Below are 20,249 nucleotides of genomic sequence, written 5' to 3'. Positions count from 1 at the left end.
GGCGTCATCATTAATTAGCTAAGACTATGAGCTTTGACCGCCGCATTTTTAATTTCGCTGCGGGGCCCGCCACTTTGCCTGAAGAGGTGTTGAAGCAGGCGGCCGATGAAATGCTGAATTGGCGTGGACTTGGTACCAGCGTGATGGAGATTAGCCATCGGAGTAAAGAGTTCATGGAGGTGTATGAAGAGGCGGTGCAGGATCTGCGCGGCCTGATGAATATTCCGAGTAACTATGAAGTTTTACTCTTGCAAGGCGGGGGTCTCGGACAAAATGCAGCTATCCCAATGAATCTGATGCCTTTGGCCAAGAATGGCCCTAAGGCGGATTACATCGTTACTGGCGTGTGGTCAGAAAAATCCTATAAAGAAGCTCAGAAGTACGGTGTAGCTAATTTAGCGGCATCCTCTGCAGCAGAAAAATTCAATACCATTCCCCCAAGAAGTGACTGGAAGTTGTCGAATGACGCTGCTTATGTTCTCTACTGCGCTAATGAAACTATTGGTGGCGTGGAGTTTGCGGATGTACCAGATGTTGGTAACGTTCCTCTAGTTGCAGATATCTCTAGCAATATCCTATCTAAAGAGATGGACGTCACAAAGTGTGGTGTCTGGTTCGGTGGCGCGCAGAAAAACATTGGCCCATCAGGTGTCACGATTGCGATTGTCCGGAAAGACTTGCTGGGTCATTGCATGGGGATCACCCCGTTAATTTGGGATTGGTCTATTCAGGCTGGCACACAATCCATGATTAATACACCACCGACTTTCTCGATTTATATGGCGGGTTTAGGATTTAAGTGGCTTCTCAAGCAGGGTGGTGTTAAGGTTATTGAAAAGCGTAACCAAGAAAAAGCCGACTTGCTCTATCAGTTTTTGGATCAAAGCAGCCTGTATGAGAACCGCGTTGCAAAACATTGCCGCTCTCGTATGAATGTGACTTTCTTCCTAAAAGATGAGTCTTTGAATGCGGAGTTTTTGGCGCAATCTCATGCTGCGGGTTTAGTTGCTTTACGCGGTCATAAAGCTGCAGGTGGTATGCGTGCAAGCATTTACAACGCAATGCCGCTAGAAGGCGTTAAAGCTTTAATTGAATTTATGCGTGATTTTGAAAGGCGGGCTTAATGAGTACTGAAGAGCAGCGCTTAGCTCCCCTGCGAGAAAAAATCGATGCATTAGATGCAGAGATTTTGGATTTACTGACGCAGCGTGCTAAAGCAGCGCAAGAAGTTGGTCACATCAAAGGTGGCTTCTCGTCTCCAGTGTTTCGTCCTGAGCGTGAGCGCCAGGTCGTCGCTCGTCTTCAGGAAATCAACTCTGGACCTTTATTGCCTGATGGTATCGCAGCGATTTGGCGCGAGGTCATGTCTGCCTGCAGAGCCTTAGAAGCTCGTCAAACGATTGCGTATCTCGGACCTGCCGGCACTTTCTCTGAACAGGCTGCCCAAACTTACTTCGGCCACTCAATTGCTGGTCTGCCTTGTGCAAGTTTGGATGAAGTCTTTAAATCGGTAGAGAAGGGTGCCGCACAGTTTGGCGTTGTGCCCGTTGAAAATTCTAGCGAAGGCGCTATCTCACGTACATTGGATTTGCTTTTAGATTCTTCCATGCAGATTAGTGGCGAAGTTGTGCTAGCAATTCGTCATCATCTCCTAACGAAAAGTGGTAGCTTGGATGGTGTAAAAACAGTTTGTGCTCACGCGCAAGCACTGGCGCAGTGCCAACAATGGTTGAGCCTGCATGCTCCCAACTTAAAGCGCCAAGCAGTCAGTAGTAATGCTGAGGCTGCTCGCTTGGCTGCCAATGATCCTACTTTGGCTGCGATTGCCGGTGATCCTGCACAAGAGACTTATGGCTTGCAAGCAGTTGCTGCCCAGATTCAGGATGATCCGCATAATCGCACTCGCTTTGTCGTAGTTGGCGCTTATGAGTGCCAGCCAACCGGTAAAGATCAAACTTCTTTAGTCTTATCGGTTGATAATCAGCCCGGCGCTGTGCATCGCTTGCTTGCCCCTTTGGCAAAGCATGGGGTGTCGATGAACCGTTTTGAGTCTCGTCCTGCGCGCAAAGGCACTTGGGAATATCACTTCTATATTGATATTGCTGGCCACGCGCAAGATACCAAAGTAGTAAAGGCTTTAGAGGAATTAAAAGAAATTGCAGCTTTTTATAAGAACCTGGGTTCTTATCCTCACTCAGCTTAAATATTTAGAAATTTAATTAGTAACTACATTAGTTAGCCTGCGAATGACTTCCAAGATTGGTCTAAAACATATTCATGCGATTGCACCCTATGTTGGTGGGCGACCTATTAGTGAAGTTGCGCGTGAGTATGGTTTGGATGAAAGCAAGATTGTGAAGCTGGCTTCCAATGAGAATCCATTGGGAATGCCCAAGTCTGCGCAAGAGGCCATGCTGAAGGCTGCTAGCGATTTGGGCCGCTATCCAGACTCCAATGGTTTTGAATTAAAGAATGTATTGTCTGAGCGCTTGGGGGTCCCAAGTGATTGGATTACGTTGGGCAATGGCAGTAATGACATCTTAGAATTGGCGGCACGCGCAGTTGCACAAGCAGGCGATGAAGTATTTTTCTCTAAACATGCATTTGCTGTTTATCCCCTGGCAACCCAAGCGGTGGGGGCTAAAGCAGTTGAGGTTGCTGCTACAGAGAGTTATGGCCATGACTTGCCAGCAATGCTTTCTGCGATTCAAGCGGCTGGAGATAAAGCAAAGTTGGCATTCATTGCCAACCCAAACAATCCAACTGGCAGCTATCTCAGCGCAAAAGAGATTGAAGATTTCTTGCAGGCTGTGCCATCACATGTCGTTGTTGTGCTTGACGAGGCCTATAACGAATATCTCAGCCCAGAGCAGCGCTATGACGCGATTGCCTGGGTGAAGCGTTTTCCCAATATGATTTTATCCCGCAGCTTTTCAAAAGCGTATGGATTAGCTGGCTTGCGAATTGGTTATGGCGTTGCGCAACCCCACCTAACCGATTTGCTGAATCGTATTCGTCAACCGTTTAACGTGAACAGTCTTGCCCAAGCCGCTGCCATTGCAGCGTTTCAAGACAAAGTATTTTTGCAAGAAGGGTATGAGCTCAATCGGGCTGGTTACGAACAGCTGACCAACGCTTTCGAACAATTGAATCTCACTTATTTATCATCCGCAGGAAATTTTGTCTTGGTGAGAGTGGGTCAAGATGATCAAGCGGGTGCGCGTATTAATCTGGAGTTACTTAAACGCGGCATCATTGTGCGCCCTGTTGGTAATTACGGCTTGCCGCAATGGTTGCGCATCTCGATTGGTTTGCCAAAAGAGAATGCGGCTTTTATTGACGCACTCACAGCAATCCTGGCGAAATAAAAAACAAGACTTTTATCTATGGTCATCATTAATCCTTCAAGTAATTTCGGCACTGTCACCATTGTGGGTGTTGGCTTGATTGGCGCATCTTTGGGTTTAGCGCTGAAACAAGCTGGTGTAGTTACTAAGGTGCTTGGCGTTGGTCGTAGCAAAGAAAATTTAGATCAAGCACAAAAGATGGGTGCGATTGATGGGGTAGTCGATTTAGTGGAAGCAGCCAAGCAATCAGACCTGATTGTGTTATGCATACCAGTTGCACAAATGCGAATAGCATTTGAAGCTCTAGAGCCGCATCTTGAGTCTCGCACCATGATTACTGATGCTGGGAGTACTAAGGGTGATGTGATCTTGGCTGCGAAAGAAGTATTGGGTAAAAAAGCATGTCAGTTTGTGCCAGCCCACCCAATTGCTGGTGGCGCACAACATGGCGCTAGCGCTGCAAGGGCTGACTTATTTGAAGGCAAGCAAACGATTGTGTGTCCATTGCAAGAGAACTCTCCTGAGGATACTGCCTTGATTGTCGGCTTCTGGGAGTCAGTTGGTTCGGTAGTAAAAAAGATTGGTAGCGTGCAGCACGATGCAATTTATGCGGCTGTCTCCCACCTGCCACACCTTCTTTCTTACGCCTTAATGGCGAACGTTGTGAACTCGGAAGATGCTGATCAAAAATTAGATCATGTGGGTGCTGGATTTAGGGACTTCACCCGTATCGCTGCCTCTAGTCCAGAAATGTGGCGTGATATTTGCTTGGGTAACCCTACTGCGATATTGAAAGAGTTGGATCAGTATTTATTAATCGTCAATCACATGCGCAAATTGGTTGCCGAAGGTGATGGTGCAGGCTTGGAGAAGCTATTTAACAAGGCCAGTAAAGCGCGTCAAGATTTGGATGGGGCCTGATGGGCCATTTACCTAGTATTCAGATTGGACCATTCAAGCGAGCTCAGGGCTCGATTGTGTTGCCTGGGTCCAAGAGTATCTCCAATCGTGTATTGCTTCTGGCAGCACTATCTTCTGGCACTACTACGCTCAAAAATTTACTTGATGCTGATGACACTCAAGTGATGCGGAATGCTTTGCGTCAGTTAGGTCTCTCTGTAACTGATCAAGCTGACAAAGTTTGCGTGGTTGATGGTTATGGCGCTCGCTTCCCCGTGCGCCAAGCAGATCTCTTCATGGGTAATGCCGGTACTGCGATTCGTCCACTGACAGCGGCACTCGCAATGCAGGGTGGAGACTATCGTTTATCCGGTGTAGCTCGAATGCACGAAAGACCGATTCGTGATTTAGTTGATGGCTTGCGTCAAGTAGGCGCCAAGATTGAATATGAATTACAGGAAGGTTATCCACCGATTCAGATTTTGGCAGCAGATATTCAGATTAAAGATGTTGTGAAGGTGCGTGGTGATGTATCCAGCCAGTTCTTGACTGCTTTGTTAATGGCTTTGCCGCTTGTTGCGGAACAAGCCGTTCGTATTGAGGTGATTGGCGAACTGATTTCTCGCCCATATATCAATATCACTCTGAAATTGATGGCACGTTTTGGCGTGCATGTCGCTTGCCCTGATGGCCAGTCGTTTGTCATACCAGCCAAAACATCGGACGCTGTTTACAAGAGTCCTGGTCAGCTATTGGTTGAAGGCGATGCCTCTTCTGCCTCTTACTTTTTAGCACTGGGTGCTATTGGTGGTGGTCCCGTAAGAGTGCTGGGTGTTGGCAGTGACAGTATTCAGGGTGACGTGGCATTTGCTGATGCGCTTGCCTTGATGGGTGCCAATATCACTGCTGGAGAAGATTGGATTGAAGTTTCTGGTGTGAAGAATGCGAATGGAAAGTTGAATGGCATCACACTGGATTGCACTGAGATTCCAGATGCGGCAATGACGCTTGCTATTGCAGCGTTGTTTGCTGAGGGCCCAACACGATTGAATAATATTGCGAGTTGGCGAGTGAAGGAAACCGATCGCATCGCGGCGATGGCAACAGAATTAAGAAAAGTGGGTGCGACTGTTGAAGAGGGTGCCGACTATATTGTTATCACTGCTCCATCCCCGGGTGACTGGAAGTCGCCAGCCGAAGGTATTGATACTTACGATGACCATCGTATGGCCATGTGCTTTTCTCTCGCAGCATTTGGTCCTCAATCTCTGACAATCAATGATCCTAATTGCGTCGCTAAAACTTTCCCAAGCTACTTTGCAGAATTTGCGAAGGTAGTTAATTAATTTCATGAGCGCTTACCCAGTTATCGCAATCGATGGACCTACCGCCTCAGGTAAAGGTACGGTTGCTTCCCTGGTAGCCGAAAAGTTGGGTTTTCATTATTTGGATAGCGGTGCGCTATATCGCTTAGTGGCCTTGGCTAGTGAAAAATACGGAATTGATGTCAAAAATGGCCCAGAATTAGGCCTTTTAGTTCCTAAGTTACTGATTTCATTCAAAAATAGCCAAGTTTTTCTAGATAGCGAGGACGTTACGGACGCCATTCGCACAGAAAACATTGGTTTAAGAGCTTCTGCTCTGGCGGTTCATCCGGAGGTGAGATCTGCTTTGGTGGGCTTGCAGCGTAGTTTTCGACATTCCCCAGGTCTAGTTGCTGATGGTCGGGATATGGCCAGCGTTATCTTCCCAGGCGCGGTTTTGAAGGTTTTCTTGACCGCCACTGCTGCTGCCAGGGCGGAACGTCGCTATAAGCAATTGATAGCTAAGGGAATTTCTGCTAAACTTTCTGACTTACTGCAAGATTTGCAGGAGCGCGACGCCAGGGATAGTAGTCGAGGTGCCGCACCCCTCTTGCTTGCAGATGGTGCAAAAGTGCTTGAAACATCAGATTTATCGATAGATCAAGCAGTTAAGACAGTTTTAGATTGGTATCAATCTGCGATTGTTTAGTTTTTAGCGGTAGATGTAAGTAGTAGTTTTGGCGTCTTAAGAAACTCCACAACGCGATTATTTCATTAGCGTGTTTCTTTAAGGCTTTTTTAACCTAACCCGTCGGGCCTTCTGGCGGCACAAAGTGAATACACATGTCTGAATCATTTGCAGAATTATTTGAAGAATCATTAACCCGATCGAATATGAAGACCGGCCAAGTTATTTCGGCTGAAGTTCTCCGCATCGACCATAACTTCGTCGTTGTTAACGCTGGCTTAAAGTCTGAAGCGTTTATTCCTGTTGAAGAATTCCATAACGACGCTGGCGAGATTGAAGTAGCTCCTGGCGATTTCGTTTCTGTTGCTATCGATGCCCTTGAAAATGGCTATGGCGACACCATCCTCTCCCGTGACAAAGCGAAGCGCTTGGCATCATGGATGAATTTGGAAAAAGCGCTCGAGCAAGCTGAGATCGTTACCGGTACCGTTACTGGTAAGGTCAAAGGTGGCTTGACTGTGATGGTGAACGGTATCCGCGCATTCTTGCCTGGATCACTCGTTGACACACGCCCTATTAAAGACACTAGTCCTTACGAAGGTAAGACTATGGAGTTCAAGGTTATCAAGCTTGACCGTAAGCGTAACAACGTAGTGTTGTCACGTCGTGCGGTTGTTGAAGCTAGCCAAGGTGAAGAGCGTGCTAAGTTGATGTCTAACCTTAAAGAAGGCGCTGTCGTAACTGGCCTCGTTAAGAACATCACTGATTACGGCGCGTTCGTTGACCTCGGTGGTATCGATGGCCTCTTACACATCACTGATTTGGCATGGCGTCGTGTGCGTCACCCAAGCGAGATGTTGACTGTTGGTCAAGAAGTTACCGCGAAGATTTTGAAGTTCGATCAAGAGAAGAACCGTGTTTCACTTGGTGTGAAGCAGCTTGGTGATGATCCATGGGTTGGTATCGCTCGTCGTTACCCACCGAATACCCGTTTGTTTGGCAAGGTAACGAACTTGACTGATTACGGCGCATTCGTTGAAATCGAATCTGGTATTGAAGGTTTGGTACACGTTTCTGAAATGGATTGGACCAACAAAAACGTTGCTCCAAGCAAAGCCACTGCATTGGGAACCGAAGTTGAAGTCATGGTTCTGGATATTGATGAAGACAAGCGTCGTATTAGCTTGGGCATCAAGCAGTGCAAAGCAAATCCATGGGAAGAGTTCTCACGTGCCCAACAAAAAGGCGACAAGCTTACTGGCGCAATCAAGTCGATTACCGACTTTGGTGTGTTCATTGGCTTGCCTGGCGGCATCGATGGCCTAGTACATCTTTCTGATATCTCTTGGAATGAGCCAGGCGAAGAAGCTGTTAAGAAATACAAAAAAGGTGATGAAGTTGAAGCCACAGTATTGGCAATTGATGTTGAGAAAGAGCGCATCTCTCTCGGTATCAAGCAATTGTCTGGCGACCCATTCAATAACTACACATCCGTAAGCGACAAGGGTAGCCTTGTTACTGGTACTGTGAAGGCTGTTGATGCTAAGGGTGCAACGATTCACTTGGCTGATGAAGTTGAAGCTTACTTGCGTGCTTCTGAGATCTCAACCGATCGCGTTGAAGATGCGCGCAATGTATTGAAAGAGGGCGATAGCGTAACTGCAATGATCATTAATATCGATCGTAAGTCACGCGTTATCAATCTTTCAATTAAAGCAAAAGACAGTTCTGATCAACAAGATGCAATGAGCAAGCTCCAAGGTGATGCGCAGTCTGGCACAACCAATTTGGGTGCTTTGTTAAAAGCAAAAATGGACAATCAGGGTTAAAGCAATATCGCCGCTTTCCAGTGGGGGAGCGGCGATCTTTTTTTGATAGATCATGACAGATCAAGAGCAACAAGCTATTACTCGCTCCGAACTAGTAGAGAGCCTTGCGGAACAATTTCCGCAGCTTTTGCCTAGGGATGTTGAGCTAGCAGTAAAAACCTTGCTGGATACCATGACTCATGCTTTGGCTGAGGGTAAACGCATTGAATTGCGTGGCGTTGGCAGTTTTGTACTTCATCATCGTCCTGCACGCACCGGTCGTAATCCCAAGTCTGGTGATAAGGTCTTGATTCCAGAAAAACGTGTTCCCCATTTCAAGCCTGGTAAAGAGTTGCGTGAGCGAGTGGATTACAAGCCGCTGAAACAGGCGGGCCCCAAAGAGGGTTCTGGTGCCTAACATTCAGGCTCATCCTCAGTGGTCCATTCGGGCCATTTTTTTATTTAATTTCTGCACGCCATGATTCAGATAGCGACATCCTGGTTATTGCTGCTACCAGTCATGTTTGGTATTGGATGGCTAGCATCTCGCTGGGACTTACGTCTTGAAAATCGCATGGATGAGCGCGAGCGTATGCGTCAGCAGCGCTCAACTTTTAAAGGCCTTAGTCTTTTATTAAACGAACAGCCTGATCAAGCGATTGAAACCCTTGTCAAGATTGCGCAATTAGATCCTGAAACGGTTGAGTTACATTTTTCATTGGGTAATTTATTCCGTCGTCGTGGTGAAACTGAGCGAGCTATTAAGGTTCATCAGCACTTAGCAAATCGCGATGACTTGAAGCCACGTGATCGGGATCATGCTGCTTATGAATTGGGCCGCGATTTTCTACGTGCTGGCTTACTCGATCGCGCTGAAGCTTCATTGAATCGCGTGGGGGAAGGTAAGTTTGCCGTTCCAGCAAAAGAAAGTTTGCTTGAGATGTATCAAGTAGAGCGTGACTGGAAAAAAGCCATCATCGCAGCCCATGAGCTTGAGAAGTTGCAGGGCAAATCACATCAAACTGAGATTGCTCAGTTTCATTGTGAATTAGGTCAAGAAGCCTTGCGTCGTAAAGATCTAGAGGAGTCTGAACAGTCTATTCAGCGCGCCTTGCAGGCCGTACCAAATCATGCGCGTGCTTTGATTTTGCAGGGTGATTACTTAATGGCTATGGATCGCCCAGCACAGGCAATTGAAGCTTGGAGATTGGTGGCTGCTTCACACCCGGCATATATGCATTTATTGGCGGATCGTTGGATGATTGCTCATGCAGCAATCAATCAGGTTGATGAGGGCTTGGATCGCCTGTGTGACTTGCTCAAGACTCAGGCTTCTGGCGAGTTGCTCGATATTGTGCATAAGCAGCTCATGAAAATTCGGGGGCCACAGGCTGCAAATATGATGCTCGCCGATGTAATGCAGCATTCCCCTAGTTTGAGTGCTCTATCTAAGTTGGCTGAAACCCGTCTTGCTTTAGAGGAGGGTAGCGCCAATCCTGAAAGGGTTTTGGAGTTGCAGTCAATTTTGAACCTCTTACGTCAGCGCACCACCAGTTTGGCTCGATATACCTGTGGCAATTGCGGGTTTAGGGCGCGTAGATTCTATTGGCAGTGTCCTGGCTGTAATAATTGGGAGGCATACTCCCCAAGACGTAGTGAGGGTGCCGCACCAAGTGGCCCCTCAATGTGATGTCTTGAATACATTAGAGATTGATTAGGAGCTCATTTGAAAGTCACCATCATTGGCAGCGGTTACGTAGGTTTAGTTACAGGCGCTTGCTTGGCTGAGCAGGGTAATAATGTTTTCTGTTTAGATCTTGACCCTAGAAAGATTGAGATTCTGAATTCTGGTGGCGTACCTATTTATGAGCCCGGCCTGAAAGAAATGATTGACCGCAATCGTGCTGCAGGCAGATTGCAATTCTCTACAGACATTGCCGCATCTGTTGCGCATGGTGATGTTCAATTTATTGCAGTGGGTACCCCTCCTGATGAGGATGGCTCTGCAGATTTACAATATGTCGTTGCAGCAGCTCGAAATATTGGCCTTTATGCAAGCACACCTAAGGTCATTGTTGATAAATCAACCGTGCCAGTAGGTACGGCAGATAAAGTATCGGCAGCAATTAAAGAGGAATTAGAAAAAAGAGGGCAGCCAGCCGACTTGTGCTCAGTAGTCTCTAATCCCGAGTTTTTAAAAGAAGGTGCAGCAGTAGAAGACTTTATGCGACCTGACCGCATTGTGATTGGCACAGAAAATACTCCGGCTGGGCTTAGAGCTAAAGAGCAAATGCGCAAGCTGTACGCACCATTTAATCGTCACCATGAGCGCACCTATTACATGGACGTGAAGAGTGCAGAGCTGACCAAGTATGCAGCCAATGCCATGTTGGCTACCCGCATTTCTTTCATGAACGAGTTAGCAAACTTGGCCGATCTCGTAGGCGCTGATATTGAGGCAGTACGTCAGGGCATTGGTTCAGACTCTCGGATTGGTTATGGATTTTTGTACTCTGGAACGGGCTATGGTGGATCTTGCTTTCCAAAAGATGTTTCGGCACTCTCTAAAACTGCTAGGGAGCATGGCAGAGACTTGAAGATTTTGGATGCTGTAGAGGCTGTAAACGAGCTCCAGAAATACATCTTGGTCGAGAAGATTGAAAAACGCTTTGGCAAAGATCTGAAAGGTATGAAGTTTGCACTTTGGGGTCTGGCATTTAAGCCGAATACTGACGATATGCGTGAGGCCCCAAGCCGCGTCATCATCCAAGAACTGGTCAAGCGTGGCGCCTCGGTAGTTGCTCATGATCCAGTGGCGATGCCAGAAGCACAGCATTGCCTCGAGTTGGACTTCAAAGGTAATCCAGAAGGTCTTAAGAGGGTCTCTATGGTAGATAACCCCATGGCAGCCTTAGATGCTTGTGATGCTTTGGTAATTGTGACCGAATGGAAGGCTTTCCGAAGTCCAGATTTTGATCAGGTAATGCAAAAGCTGACGCGCCCTATCGTATTTGATGGCCGTAATCTCTATGAGCCAAGTGCTATGCGGGAATTGGGTATTGAGTACTACGGTATTGGGCGACATAATTAAGTCATTACAAAAATAGTTCTATGGAAAAAGCAAACCGAGATCAGTTTTCTAAAACCCACTTACTAGTGGTTGGCGACGTCATGCTCGATCGTTACTGGTTTGGTGACACGAATCGCATCTCTCCTGAAGCGCCTGTGCCAGTAGTACAGGTGGGTAAGATTGACGAGCGTTTAGGTGGCGCAGCGAATGTTGCCCGTAACGTTGCGGCCTTGGGTGCCAATACAACTATTTTGGGTATTGTTGGTGATGACGAACCTGGCAAGCGTGTGGTGGAGTTGCTGAAGTCAGGTGGCGTTGATAGTCAACTAGAAATTGATGTAAATGTGCCAACGATTGTGAAGTTACGCGTGATTGCCCGTCAGCAACAACTCATTCGTCTTGATTTTGAAGAAACCCCCAGTGAAAAAGCGCTAGCGCATAAGTTGGAGCGTTTTGAAAAGCTAGTTGGCGCTGCTGACGTAGTAATTCTGTCTGATTACGGCAAAGGTGCCTTGGGCCAAGTAGCCCATATGATTGAGCAGGCAAGGGCGCAAAACAAAGTCATCTTGGTTGACCCTAAGGGTGAAGATTATGAAAAATATCGTGGCGCCACTGTCTTAACCCCTAACCGTAGTGAGTTGCGTCAGGTAGTTGGCAAGTGGACTAGTGAAGAAGATCTGACTAATAAAGCGCAGGCCCTCAGAAAATCTTTAGACCTTCAAGCTCTACTGCTAACTCGCTCTGAAGAGGGTATGAGTTTATATACTGAGGCTGGTGTCAGTCATGTAAAAGCGCAAGCACGCGAAGTATTTGATGTCTCTGGTGCTGGCGATACTGTGATTGCAACCTTAGCAGTGGCATTGGCAGCCAAGTGGCCACTGGAAAAAGCAATGGCTTTAGCAAATCGCGCAGGTGGTATTGTGGTTGGTAAGCTTGGAACTGCTACTGTTACTTCAGAGGAATTACAGTGACTATTATCGTAACTGGCGCCGCTGGTTTTATTGGCGCAAATATTGTTCAGGCTCTTAACCTACGTGGTGAGAAAAATATCATCGCTGTGGATGATCTTCGTCCCGCAGATAAGTATCGCAACCTTGCTGATCTAGACATCACTGATTACTTTGATAAAGATGAATTTCTAGAAGCATTTAGAAGCGGTCGTTTTGGTAAAGTAAAAGCAGTATTCCATGAGGGTGCATGCTCTGACACGATGGAAACTGATGGCATTTTCATGATGGCGAACAACTATCGCTACACCATGGACTTGCTAGATATCTGTACTTCACAAAAGGTGCAACTTCTTTATGCATCTTCAGCTGCTACCTATGGTGGCTCTAATGTTTTTGTCGAGAGTCGTGAGCATGAGAAGCCGCTCAATATCTACGGCTATTCTAAGTTCCTGTTTGATCAAGTCATGCGCAAGCGTTTTGCAGAAAAAACAAACACTGCACAGGTAATTGGCTTTCGCTACTTCAATGTATATGGCCCGCGTGAATCCCATAAAGGCCGCATGGCATCAGTAGCCTTTCATCAACATCACCAGTACAAGGCCAACGGCCATGTAAAGCTTTTTGGTGAGTATGGTGGTTACGGTCCTGGTGAACAAAGCCGCGACTTTGTATCAGTTGAAGATGTTGTAAAAGTGAATCTGTTTTTCTTAGATCACCCAGAGATTAGCGGCATCTTTAATTTAGGTAGCGGTCGTGCGCAACCATTTAATGATGTTGCACATGCGGTTGCCAATGCCATGCGTAAGCTTGATAAAGCGCAACCAGCAAGCCTACAAGAGTTGGTAAAAGAAAAAGCGATTGAGTACATTCCATTTCCGGATGCACTCAGAGGTAAATATCAGTGCTTCACTCAAGCGGATCTCACCAAACTTCGTGCAGCAGGTTATACAGAACCCTTCCTAGATGTTGAGCAGGGTATAGGCCGTTATATTGAGTGGTTAGAAGTAAATTCTGGTTTCTTAGCCAATCCGTTGTAGGCAAGTCAACCAAGTAACTCACTCTTCGTTGTAAATGATCCACGCGCACTTTGTGTCCGTGGATTTTTATTTACTACTGGAGAATGTATGAGTCGATATTTAAATTTTGGCGTTGCAACTGGTTTAGTTAGGTCTACTGCTCTTGCAGCAGTATTAGCAGTTTCTTCTCTTGGGGCGGTTGTTGCATCCCCGATTAATGTTAATACTGCTACCCAATCTGAGTTGGAGAGTATTAAGGGTATTGGACCCTCTAAGGCAAAAACAATTATTGCTGAGCGCTTGGATGGCGGCCATTTTCAGGATGCCAATGATTTGCAGAAGCGGGTCCGTGGCATTGGTATGAAATCCGTTGAAAAGATGGTTGATAACGGCTTAACAATTGAGGCCCCAGGCTCTTTTCGGGAGCCTAATGGTAGGACGCAAAGGGAAGGCGGGGCCTCTGGTAGACGTCATTCGCGTACTCAAAATAGTAATCGTCATCACCCGGAGCGTGCGGCAACGGGTCGCAGAAATTAAACCCTTTCGAGTGTAAGCGGGCTTATGGCTAAAATGGCTTCATGAGCAAACCTTCTTACCTGACTATTTCACAAACCGTAGGCAATACGCCTTTGGTCCAATTGCAACGAATTCCAGGTCTTGAGAATTCGACTCGCAATAATGTGATTCTGGGTAAGTTGGAGGGTAATAATCCAGCCGGGTCGGTGAAAGACCGACCTGCGCTGTCGATGATCATGCGCGCACAAGAGCGTGGCGAAATTAAACCTGGCGATACCCTAATTGAAGCGACAAGCGGTAATACCGGTATTGCCTTGGCTATGACAGCTGCAATGTTGGGCTACAAGATGGTATTGGTCATGCCGGAGAATCAAAGTATTGAGCGTCGTCAAAGTATGGCCGCCTATGGAGCTGAGTTGATCCTGACGGCTGCTTCTGGTGGCATGGAGTTTGCGCGTGACTATGCGCTCCAGCTGCAACGAGAGGGGCGCGGCAGATTGCTTGATCAGTTTGCTAATCCAGATAATCCACGAGCCCATATTGAGACCACTGGACCAGAGATATGGCGCGATACTGATGGTCAAATTACCCATTTCATTTCTGCGATGGGTACAACCGGAACGATTACCGGTGTTTCAACATACCTGAAGTCAATGAATCCTGAGATTCAGATTATTGGTGCGCAGCCTGAAGATGGTTCGCAAATTCCAGGAATCCGTAAGTGGGCTCCAGAATACCTGCCTAAGATTTATCAGGGGGACAAGGTTGATCGTATTGAATACGTCACGCAAGCAGATGCTGAAGAGATGGCGCGCCGTTTGGCTGCAGAAGAAGGCATTTTCTGCGGTATCTCAGCGGGCGGTGCTTTAGTGGTAGCTCTGCGCATTGCTCGTCAGGTTGAAAATGCCACGATCGTATTTATTGTCTGTGACCGCGGTGATCGCTACTTATCTACTGGCGTTTTTCCAGCCTAATTTGTTTTAGGTTTTTTCTTGGCGGTTGATTTTTTGTGCTTAGGCTTCTCGCTAGAACTCTTGCTGATCATCACTTTTCTGATATTTTCTACCGGCACTACGCTTTGATTCTGATATCCCAGGGCTTCTGCAAACTCAGCAACGCTTTGTGCATAAAAATAACTACGGTTGTATTGAACAATCGTCAGAAAGTTATTTAAGCCAACAAAATATTGAACTTGTTCCACGCCATCTTTATCGGGGTAAGGTAAGTCCACAATAAATGCTTTACTGCTTGGTTCTACACCACCGCTTTGTAAGTCGCCCTGTTGCTTAGTCAGGATGCCTTTTTCAATCAACTCTTGAACTGTGTGTTTAAGTTGTGGCTCTCCATCAGCCAATTCTTTAACGGCTGATATGCCGTCGGGTTGCACAGGAAAAGAAATGGGCATACCACTTTGCCAGCCATGTTTTTTCATGAAGTTGCCAACACTGGCAATGGCATCCTTGGGGCTCTGCTTTAAATCAATTCTCCCATCGCCATCGCCATCGACAGCAAAGCTCCGAATGCTGCTAGGCATAAATTGCGGTAAGCCAATAGCACCAGCATAGGAACTATTTTGATTAAGGCAGGCGCTAAAGCGTGCGTTATTGACGCCTTGGGTGTTGTTCTTTGCAGGTAACTTCCCGCCAGCTTCTGTCCAACATAAGAGAATAAGCTCTTTGAGTTGGTCCTTGAACAGCTGTTCACGGGCAGATTTATTGGGTGTTTCAGGATAGCTAAAGGCTAGGGTGGACAGCACATCCTTCACCCGAAAATTCCCCGTCTGGCGCCCATAAATAGTCTCAATGCCAATAATGGCAACAATAATCTCCGCAGGAACTCCAGAATCCTGCTCAACTTGACTTAAAAAAGCCTGGTTTTCTTCCCAAAAGGCCTTTCCAGCCTTCAAACGGACGGGTTCAATAAAGCGCTTGCGGTAAGCCAGCCAATTCTTCTTAAAAGTACCCGATGGGGGTAATACCAATTTGCGTATTGAGGGAATCGTTCTAGCATCAAGGAAACCTGATTCTAGGGTCTGTATGGGGATTTCTTGGGCTTGGGAAACCTGGCTTAGTAGTTCATTGAGATTTTGACTAAATTGCGCCTCAGTAGCTACATCATCGGCTTGGTTTACGATGGGTTGTTCTGGCTTTGTTGGCGCGCCAGAGCAGGCCGTCAGAAGCAAGGCTAATGCCAAGTAGGGGGCGCAAAGATTCATGCGAGCTGTAATCGATTTTTGAGAAATAAACACGTTTTATTAGATTATAAAAATGAACGTTTTGCTATGAAGGATTTAGAGTAATGACAACAGGATACATAACTCATCCAGACTTTCTGAAACATGAGATGGGAAGTCATCACCCAGAGTGCCCTGAGCGCATTCAGGCGATCAATGATCAATTGATCCGCAGCGGCGTAGATCGCTTCCTTCATCATTTGGATGCTCCTCTGGCAACTGAAGATCAATTGGAATTAGTGCACAGCCCTGACCATGTGGCATTTGTAAGAGACCGCGCCCCGGAGAGCGGTTACTTCATGCTGGATGGCGACACCATCATGAATCCTCATACCTATAGGGCATCATTGCGCGCAGCTGGCGCAGCAATTGCCGGTGTTGATGCGGTTATGAAAGGCGAAGTCGAAAACGTCTTCTGTGCCGTTAGGCCGCCTGGACACCATGCCGAGCCTACCCGTTCGATGGGGTTTTGTTTATTTGATAACGTTGCGATTGCAGCCCGTTATGCTCAAGAAGCCTATGGCATTGAACGTGTCGCCATTATTGATTTTGATGTGCATCACGGTAACGGTACTGAGGCCGCATTTTTTAATGACCCTCATGTCATGATGTGCAGTTTTTTTCAGCATCCTTTCTATCCTTATAGCGGCTTAGATGCCTCGGACAATATGGTGAATGTGCCATTGCCAGCCTCTACTCGTGGTGATGTGGTGCGCTCCATCGTGGAAGAGCGTTGGCTGCCAGCTTTGCGCAACTTTGAGCCAGAGCTCATCATTATTTCTGCTGGATTTGATGCGCACCGTGAAGATGACTTAGGTCAAATGGGCTTGGTTGAAGATGATTACGTTTGGATTACCAAACGCCTCAAAGAGATTGCAAAAGATTATGCGCAAAATCGTATTGTGAGCTGCCTAGAGGGAGGTTACAACCTTTCCGCTTTAGGTAGGAGCGTTGTGGCTCATGTAAAGGCATTGGCCGATATTTAAAGCGTTTTTGAAGGTACATGATGGCAAATATTTACGAACAAGGGCTAGAGCGCAATTCCGCGAATTTCACTCCCATTACCCCACTTCTCTTTTTGGAGCGTTCGGCGGAGATTTATCCTAATAAGACTGCCATCATTCATGGAAAGCTGCGCCAAACTTGGCAACAAACCTACGAGCGTTGCCGTCGCCTCGCTAGTGCATTACAAAAGCATGGCATTGGCTTAGGAGATACAGTGGCGGTGATGCTGCCTAACACTCCCCCTATGGTGGAGGCGCATTTTGGTATTCCGATGGCGGGTGCCGTATTAAATGCTTTGAACACCCGCTTAGATCCAGAGTCCATTGCCTTCATGCTCAATCATGGTGAGGCTAAAGTAGTCATCATTGATCCAGAGTTTTCCGGTGTGATCAAAACGGCATTAGAAATGGCCAAGAAAGAAAGTGGTCGCGATATCTTAATTATCGATGTTGAAGAAAAAGAATTTGATGTGGCGGGTGAGAGGCTAGGAAAGCTTACCTACGAACAGCTCCTATCTCAAGGAGATCCAAGCTTCGCATGGCAGGTGCCGGTCGATGAATGGCAGGCAATCTGTTTGAACTACACTTCCGGAACCACGGGTAATCCTAAGGGTGTTGTCTATCATCACCGTGGTGCAGCGATTAATGCGGTCTCCAATATCCTGGATTGGGATATCAATAAGCATCCAGTGTATTTGTGGACACTGCCAATGTTTCATTGCAATGGTTGGTGTTTCCCCTGGACGGTTGCAGCTCGTGCCGGGATTAATGTGTGCTTGCGCCGTGTAGATGCGCAACATATTTTTGCAGCAATTAAAGAGCATGGCGTGACTCACTACTGTGCTGCGCCAATTGTGCATAACCTTTTGGTAAATGCCTCGGATGAAATGAAGGTCGGCGTACCAGCGGGCGTCAAGGGCCTCATTGCAGGCGCTGCGCCGCCAGCTTCTATTATTGAAGGCATGGAAAAGCTGGGCTTTGACTTAACTCACGTTTATGGCTTGACTGAAGTGTATGGTCCGGCAGCAATTTGTGTAAAACAAGACGCATGGAATGATGTAGATATTAGTGAGCGTGCTCGCTTGAATGCGCGTCAAGGTGTACGTTATCACATGCAACAAGCGATTGATGTTCTGGATCCAGAAACGATGCAGCCGGTTCCTGCTGATGGCGAAACCATGGGCGAGATTATGTTTAAAGGCAATATCGCCATGAAGGGTTATTTAAAGAATGAGAAGGCCACCAAAGACGTGTTCGAGGGTGGTTGGTTTCATTCAGGTGACTTGGCGGTGATGAACCCAGATGGTTATATCAAGATCAAGGATCGGAGTAAGGACATCATCATCTCTGGCGGAGAAAATATCTCCTCTATTGAGGTGGAGGATGTGCTTTATCGTCACCCTGCAGTCATTGCCGCGGCAGTGGTTGCTAAGCCTGACCCAAAGTGGGGTGAGACCCCATGTGCTTTTTTGGAAATTAAGCCGGGCGTGGAGGTAACGCCAGCCGATATTATTACTCACTGCAAACAGCATTTAGCTGGATTTAAGGTGCCTAAGGCGATTGTTTTTGGGGAGCTACCAAAGACTTCAACCGGCAAAATTCAGAAGTTTGAGCTACGTAGGCAAGCTGGATCTGCCGCCGCCATTGACGTCTAGTTTTGATGCCATAGGGCGGATAAAATAAGCGGTTACCCAATTTTTTGTCAATATTGAGAATTCCAAATGAAGATCTTAGTTGCAGTAAAACGCGTCGTTGATTACAACGTCAAAATTCGCGTGAAGTCAGATGGTTCAGGTGTCGATCTTGCCAATGTCAAAATGAGCATGAATCCTTTTGATGAAATCGCGGTTGAAGAGGCGGTTCGTTTAAAAGAGGCTGGTGTTGCCACTGAAGTGGTAGTTGTTAGTGTAGGCGTAACCCAGTGCCAAGAAACACTACGTACTGCCTTAGCGATTGGTGCTGATCGCGCAATTTTGGTTGAGTCTGACGCCGACTTGCAGCCACTCGCAGTTGCCAAGATTCTTAAAGCGCTCTCTGAAAAAGAGCAGGCACAAATCATTATTCTCGGCAAGCAAGCAATTGATGATGACAGCAATCAAACTGGCCAGATGTTGGCTAGTCTTTTAGATATTCCACAGGCCACTTTTGCATCTAAAGTAGTTGTGGCTGATGGTAAGGCTACCGTGACTCGCGAAGTGGATGGCGGCCTAGAAACGATTGCACTTACATTGCCAGCAGTGATTACGACTGACTTGCGCCTCAATGAGCCACGTTATGTAACCCTGCCAAATATCATGAAGGCCAAGAAGAAGGTGATTGATATTTTGAAGCCTGAAGATCTCGGTGTAGATATTGCCCCGCGTCTTAAAACCCTGAAGGTCGAAGAGCCGCCTAAGCGAAGTGCTGGCGTGATGGTTGCTGATGTAGCCGCTTTGGTAGATAAACTCAAAAATGAAGCGAAGGTAATTTAAATGGCTGCTCTCGTTATTGCTGAACACGATAATCAATCTTTAAAAGCGGCAACACTCAACGCGGTAGCAGCTGCCTTGCAGTGCTCTTCCGAAGTAGATGTGCTGGTTGCTGGAAGTGGCGCTGATGCAGCTGCAACAGCTGCTGCCCAAGTGACGGGCGTGCGTAAGGTCATTCAGGTAGATGCTAGCAATCTAGCTGATCAATTGGCTGAGCCTTTAGCTGCCCAGATTCTGTCAATTGCAAGTAACTACAGTCATCTTCTTGCTCCTGCAACTGCAAATGGCAAGAATGTGATGCCGCGTGTAGCTGCTAAGTTAGATGTTGCGCAGTTATCTGACATCACGAAAGTAGTTAGTGCCGATACATTTGAGCGTCCTATCTATGCAGGTAATGCGATTGCTACCGTGCAATCTGGTGATCCAGTCAAAGTCATCACAGTTCGTACGACTGGTTTTGATCCGGTGGCTGCTACTGGTGGTTCTGCGACGATTGAAAAACTCGCTGCCGCTGAAAGTAAATCTTCATCGTCATTTGTTGGCCGCGAACTCACAAAGTCTGACCGTCCAGAGTTAACTGCTGCCAAGATCATCGTCTCTGGTGGACGTGGTTTGGGTTCTGGTGAGAAATATCAAGAACTCATTGCCCCATTGGCTGATAAGCTCGGTGCCGCTTTAGGTGCTTCGCGTGCTGCGGTTGATGCGGGTTATGTTCCAAACGACTACCAAGTTGGTCAAACTGGCAAGATTGTGGCTCCACAGCTTTATATCGCAGTGGGCATCTCCGGTGCGATTCAGCACTTAGCTGGCATGAAGGACTCTAAGGTCATCGTCGCAATCAATAAGGATCCAGAGGCACCAATCTTTAGTGTTGCTGATTATGGTTTGGTAGCGGATCTCAATACTGCAGTTCCTGAGTTAACCAAAGCGTTGGGTTAAGAGTAT

General features: G+C 47.0%; 18 protein-coding genes and 1 pseudogene. 18 read left to right on the top strand and 1 reads right to left on the bottom strand.

Features of this window, described 5'->3' with window-relative positions; genetic code table 11:
- Positions 1–26 precede the first annotated feature (26 nt).
- The 14 genes and pseudogenes from serC to cysM all read left to right on the top strand — a co-directional run bounded on the left by serC (position 27) and on the right by cysM (position 14,573).
- The gene (serC, locus tag AOC07_RS07060; protein ID WP_215357297.1) at positions 27–1,124 is read left to right on the top strand and encodes a 3-phosphoserine/phosphohydroxythreonine transaminase; all 1,098 of its coding nucleotides are present in this window, start codon (positions 27–29) and stop codon (positions 1,122–1,124) included.
- The gene (gene pheA, locus AOC07_RS07055; protein WP_215292638.1) at positions 1,124–2,203 is read left to right on the top strand and encodes a prephenate dehydratase; all 1,080 of its coding nucleotides are present in this window, start codon (positions 1,124–1,126) and stop codon (positions 2,201–2,203) included. Before serC ends, pheA begins: the two co-directional genes overlap by 1 nt.
- A gap of 43 nt (positions 2,204–2,246) precedes the next feature.
- A complete protein-coding gene (gene hisC / locus AOC07_RS07050) occupies positions 2,247–3,368 on the top strand; it encodes a histidinol-phosphate transaminase (protein WP_215357295.1) in 1,122 nt (373 codons plus the stop codon).
- Positions 3,369–3,386: 18 nt separating this feature from the next.
- Positions 3,387–4,268 (top strand): prephenate dehydrogenase/arogenate dehydrogenase family protein, encoded by an 882-nt coding sequence (locus tag AOC07_RS07045; RefSeq protein WP_215357293.1) that lies wholly within the window; start codon positions 3,387–3,389, stop codon positions 4,266–4,268.
- Positions 4,268–5,593: a 3-phosphoshikimate 1-carboxyvinyltransferase gene (gene aroA, locus AOC07_RS07040; protein WP_215357291.1), complete on the top strand. Its 1,326-nt coding sequence runs from the start codon at positions 4,268–4,270 to the stop codon at positions 5,591–5,593. The genes AOC07_RS07045 and aroA overlap by 1 nt, the downstream gene beginning before the upstream one ends.
- 4 nt (positions 5,594–5,597) lie before the next feature.
- The gene (gene cmk, locus AOC07_RS07035) at positions 5,598–6,260 is read left to right on the top strand and encodes a (d)CMP kinase (protein ID WP_215357289.1); all 663 of its coding nucleotides are present in this window, start codon (positions 5,598–5,600) and stop codon (positions 6,258–6,260) included.
- A 134-nt stretch (positions 6,261–6,394) separates the two neighbouring features.
- The gene (gene rpsA, locus AOC07_RS07030) at positions 6,395–8,068 is read left to right on the top strand and encodes a 30S ribosomal protein S1 (protein WP_087909260.1); all 1,674 of its coding nucleotides are present in this window, start codon (positions 6,395–6,397) and stop codon (positions 8,066–8,068) included.
- Between the two features lie 52 nt (positions 8,069–8,120).
- Positions 8,121–8,459: pseudogene (locus AOC07_RS07025) on the top strand (integration host factor subunit beta); the annotation flags it as partial.
- 66 nt (positions 8,460–8,525) lie between these two features.
- A complete protein-coding gene (lapB, locus tag AOC07_RS07020) occupies positions 8,526–9,737 on the top strand; it encodes a lipopolysaccharide assembly protein LapB (protein ID WP_215357287.1) in 1,212 nt (403 codons plus the stop codon).
- Positions 9,738–9,773: 36 nt separating this feature from the next.
- Positions 9,774–11,138, top strand: a complete 1,365-nt coding sequence (locus AOC07_RS07015; RefSeq protein WP_215357285.1) for a UDP-glucose/GDP-mannose dehydrogenase family protein — start codon at positions 9,774–9,776, stop codon at positions 11,136–11,138.
- A gap of 20 nt (positions 11,139–11,158) precedes the next feature.
- Positions 11,159–12,088 (top strand): D-glycero-beta-D-manno-heptose-7-phosphate kinase, encoded by a 930-nt coding sequence (gene rfaE1, locus AOC07_RS07010; protein ID WP_215357283.1) that lies wholly within the window; start codon positions 11,159–11,161, stop codon positions 12,086–12,088.
- Positions 12,085–13,104, top strand: a complete 1,020-nt coding sequence (rfaD, locus tag AOC07_RS07005) for an ADP-glyceromanno-heptose 6-epimerase (protein WP_215357281.1) — start codon at positions 12,085–12,087, stop codon at positions 13,102–13,104. The genes rfaE1 and rfaD overlap by 4 nt, the downstream gene beginning before the upstream one ends.
- Before the next feature lie 87 nt (positions 13,105–13,191).
- Complete coding sequence (locus AOC07_RS07000; RefSeq protein ID WP_215357279.1) at positions 13,192–13,620, top strand: helix-hairpin-helix domain-containing protein; 429 nt, start codon at positions 13,192–13,194, stop codon at positions 13,618–13,620.
- 41 nt (positions 13,621–13,661) lie between these two features.
- Positions 13,662–14,573, top strand: coding sequence for a cysteine synthase CysM (cysM, locus tag AOC07_RS06995; RefSeq protein ID WP_215292611.1), 912 nt, complete (start codon positions 13,662–13,664; stop codon positions 14,571–14,573).
- Here the strand turns inward: cysM and AOC07_RS06990 are convergent.
- Entirely contained in the window at positions 14,570–15,814 is a 1,245-nt protein-coding gene (locus AOC07_RS06990; RefSeq protein ID WP_215357277.1) for a lytic transglycosylase domain-containing protein, read from the bottom strand. The two genes, cysM and AOC07_RS06990, sit on opposite strands and share 4 nt — an antisense overlap.
- 83 nt (positions 15,815–15,897) lie before the next feature.
- Between AOC07_RS06990 and AOC07_RS06985 the strand changes: the two genes are divergently transcribed.
- The 4 genes from AOC07_RS06985 to AOC07_RS06970 all read left to right on the top strand — a co-directional run bounded on the left by AOC07_RS06985 (position 15,898) and on the right by AOC07_RS06970 (position 20,243).
- Complete coding sequence (locus tag AOC07_RS06985; protein ID WP_215292609.1) at positions 15,898–16,818, top strand: histone deacetylase family protein; 921 nt, start codon at positions 15,898–15,900, stop codon at positions 16,816–16,818.
- A 20-nt stretch (positions 16,819–16,838) separates the two neighbouring features.
- Positions 16,839–18,491 carry an acyl-CoA synthetase gene (locus tag AOC07_RS06980; protein WP_215358513.1) on the top strand — a complete coding sequence of 551 codons (1,653 nt, stop codon included), beginning with the start codon at positions 16,839–16,841 and terminating at the stop codon, positions 18,489–18,491.
- Between the two features lie 66 nt (positions 18,492–18,557).
- Positions 18,558–19,307 carry an electron transfer flavoprotein subunit beta/FixA family protein gene (locus AOC07_RS06975; protein WP_215292607.1) on the top strand — a complete coding sequence of 250 codons (750 nt, stop codon included), beginning with the start codon at positions 18,558–18,560 and terminating at the stop codon, positions 19,305–19,307.
- The gene (locus tag AOC07_RS06970) at positions 19,308–20,243 is read left to right on the top strand and encodes an electron transfer flavoprotein subunit alpha/FixB family protein (protein WP_215357275.1); all 936 of its coding nucleotides are present in this window, start codon (positions 19,308–19,310) and stop codon (positions 20,241–20,243) included.
- Positions 20,244–20,249 lie beyond the last annotated feature (6 nt).

Origin of the sequence: Polynucleobacter sp. UB-Raua-W9 (genome assembly GCF_018687435.1) — a bacterium.
Classification (GTDB): Bacteria; Pseudomonadota; Gammaproteobacteria; order Burkholderiales; family Burkholderiaceae; genus Polynucleobacter.
This window is presented reverse-complemented; position numbering and strand designations above follow the sequence as displayed.

What these genes read in the sequence shown, in the direction of transcription:
- AOC07_RS07000 (WP_215357279.1), top strand. Translation starts at nt 13,192, where the DNA reads ATGAGTCGATATTTAAATTTTGGCGTTGCAACTGGTTTAGTTAGGTCT.
- lapB (WP_215357287.1), top strand. Translation starts at nt 8,526, where the DNA reads ATGATTCAGATAGCGACATCCTGGTTATTGCTGCTACCAGTCATGTTT.
- hisC (WP_215357295.1), top strand. Translation starts at nt 2,247, where the DNA reads ATGACTTCCAAGATTGGTCTAAAACATATTCATGCGATTGCACCCTAT.
- aroA (WP_215357291.1), top strand. Translation starts at nt 4,268, where the DNA reads ATGGGCCATTTACCTAGTATTCAGATTGGACCATTCAAGCGAGCTCAG.
- cysM (WP_215292611.1), top strand. Translation starts at nt 13,662, where the DNA reads ATGAGCAAACCTTCTTACCTGACTATTTCACAAACCGTAGGCAATACG.
- AOC07_RS06980 (WP_215358513.1), top strand. Translation starts at nt 16,839, where the DNA reads ATGGCAAATATTTACGAACAAGGGCTAGAGCGCAATTCCGCGAATTTC.
- AOC07_RS06975 (WP_215292607.1), top strand. Translation starts at nt 18,558, where the DNA reads ATGAAGATCTTAGTTGCAGTAAAACGCGTCGTTGATTACAACGTCAAA.
- rpsA (WP_087909260.1), top strand. Translation starts at nt 6,395, where the DNA reads ATGTCTGAATCATTTGCAGAATTATTTGAAGAATCATTAACCCGATCG.
- serC (WP_215357297.1), top strand. Translation starts at nt 27, where the DNA reads ATGAGCTTTGACCGCCGCATTTTTAATTTCGCTGCGGGGCCCGCCACT.
- AOC07_RS06990 (WP_215357277.1), bottom strand. Translation starts at nt 15,814, where the DNA reads ATGAATCTTTGCGCCCCCTACTTGGCATTAGCCTTGCTTCTGACGGCC.
- pheA (WP_215292638.1), top strand. Translation starts at nt 1,124, where the DNA reads ATGAGTACTGAAGAGCAGCGCTTAGCTCCCCTGCGAGAAAAAATCGAT.
- cmk (WP_215357289.1), top strand. Translation starts at nt 5,598, where the DNA reads ATGAGCGCTTACCCAGTTATCGCAATCGATGGACCTACCGCCTCAGGT.
- rfaE1 (WP_215357283.1), top strand. Translation starts at nt 11,159, where the DNA reads ATGGAAAAAGCAAACCGAGATCAGTTTTCTAAAACCCACTTACTAGTG.
- AOC07_RS06970 (WP_215357275.1), top strand. Translation starts at nt 19,308, where the DNA reads ATGGCTGCTCTCGTTATTGCTGAACACGATAATCAATCTTTAAAAGCG.
- AOC07_RS06985 (WP_215292609.1), top strand. Translation starts at nt 15,898, where the DNA reads ATGACAACAGGATACATAACTCATCCAGACTTTCTGAAACATGAGATG.
- AOC07_RS07045 (WP_215357293.1), top strand. Translation starts at nt 3,387, where the DNA reads ATGGTCATCATTAATCCTTCAAGTAATTTCGGCACTGTCACCATTGTG.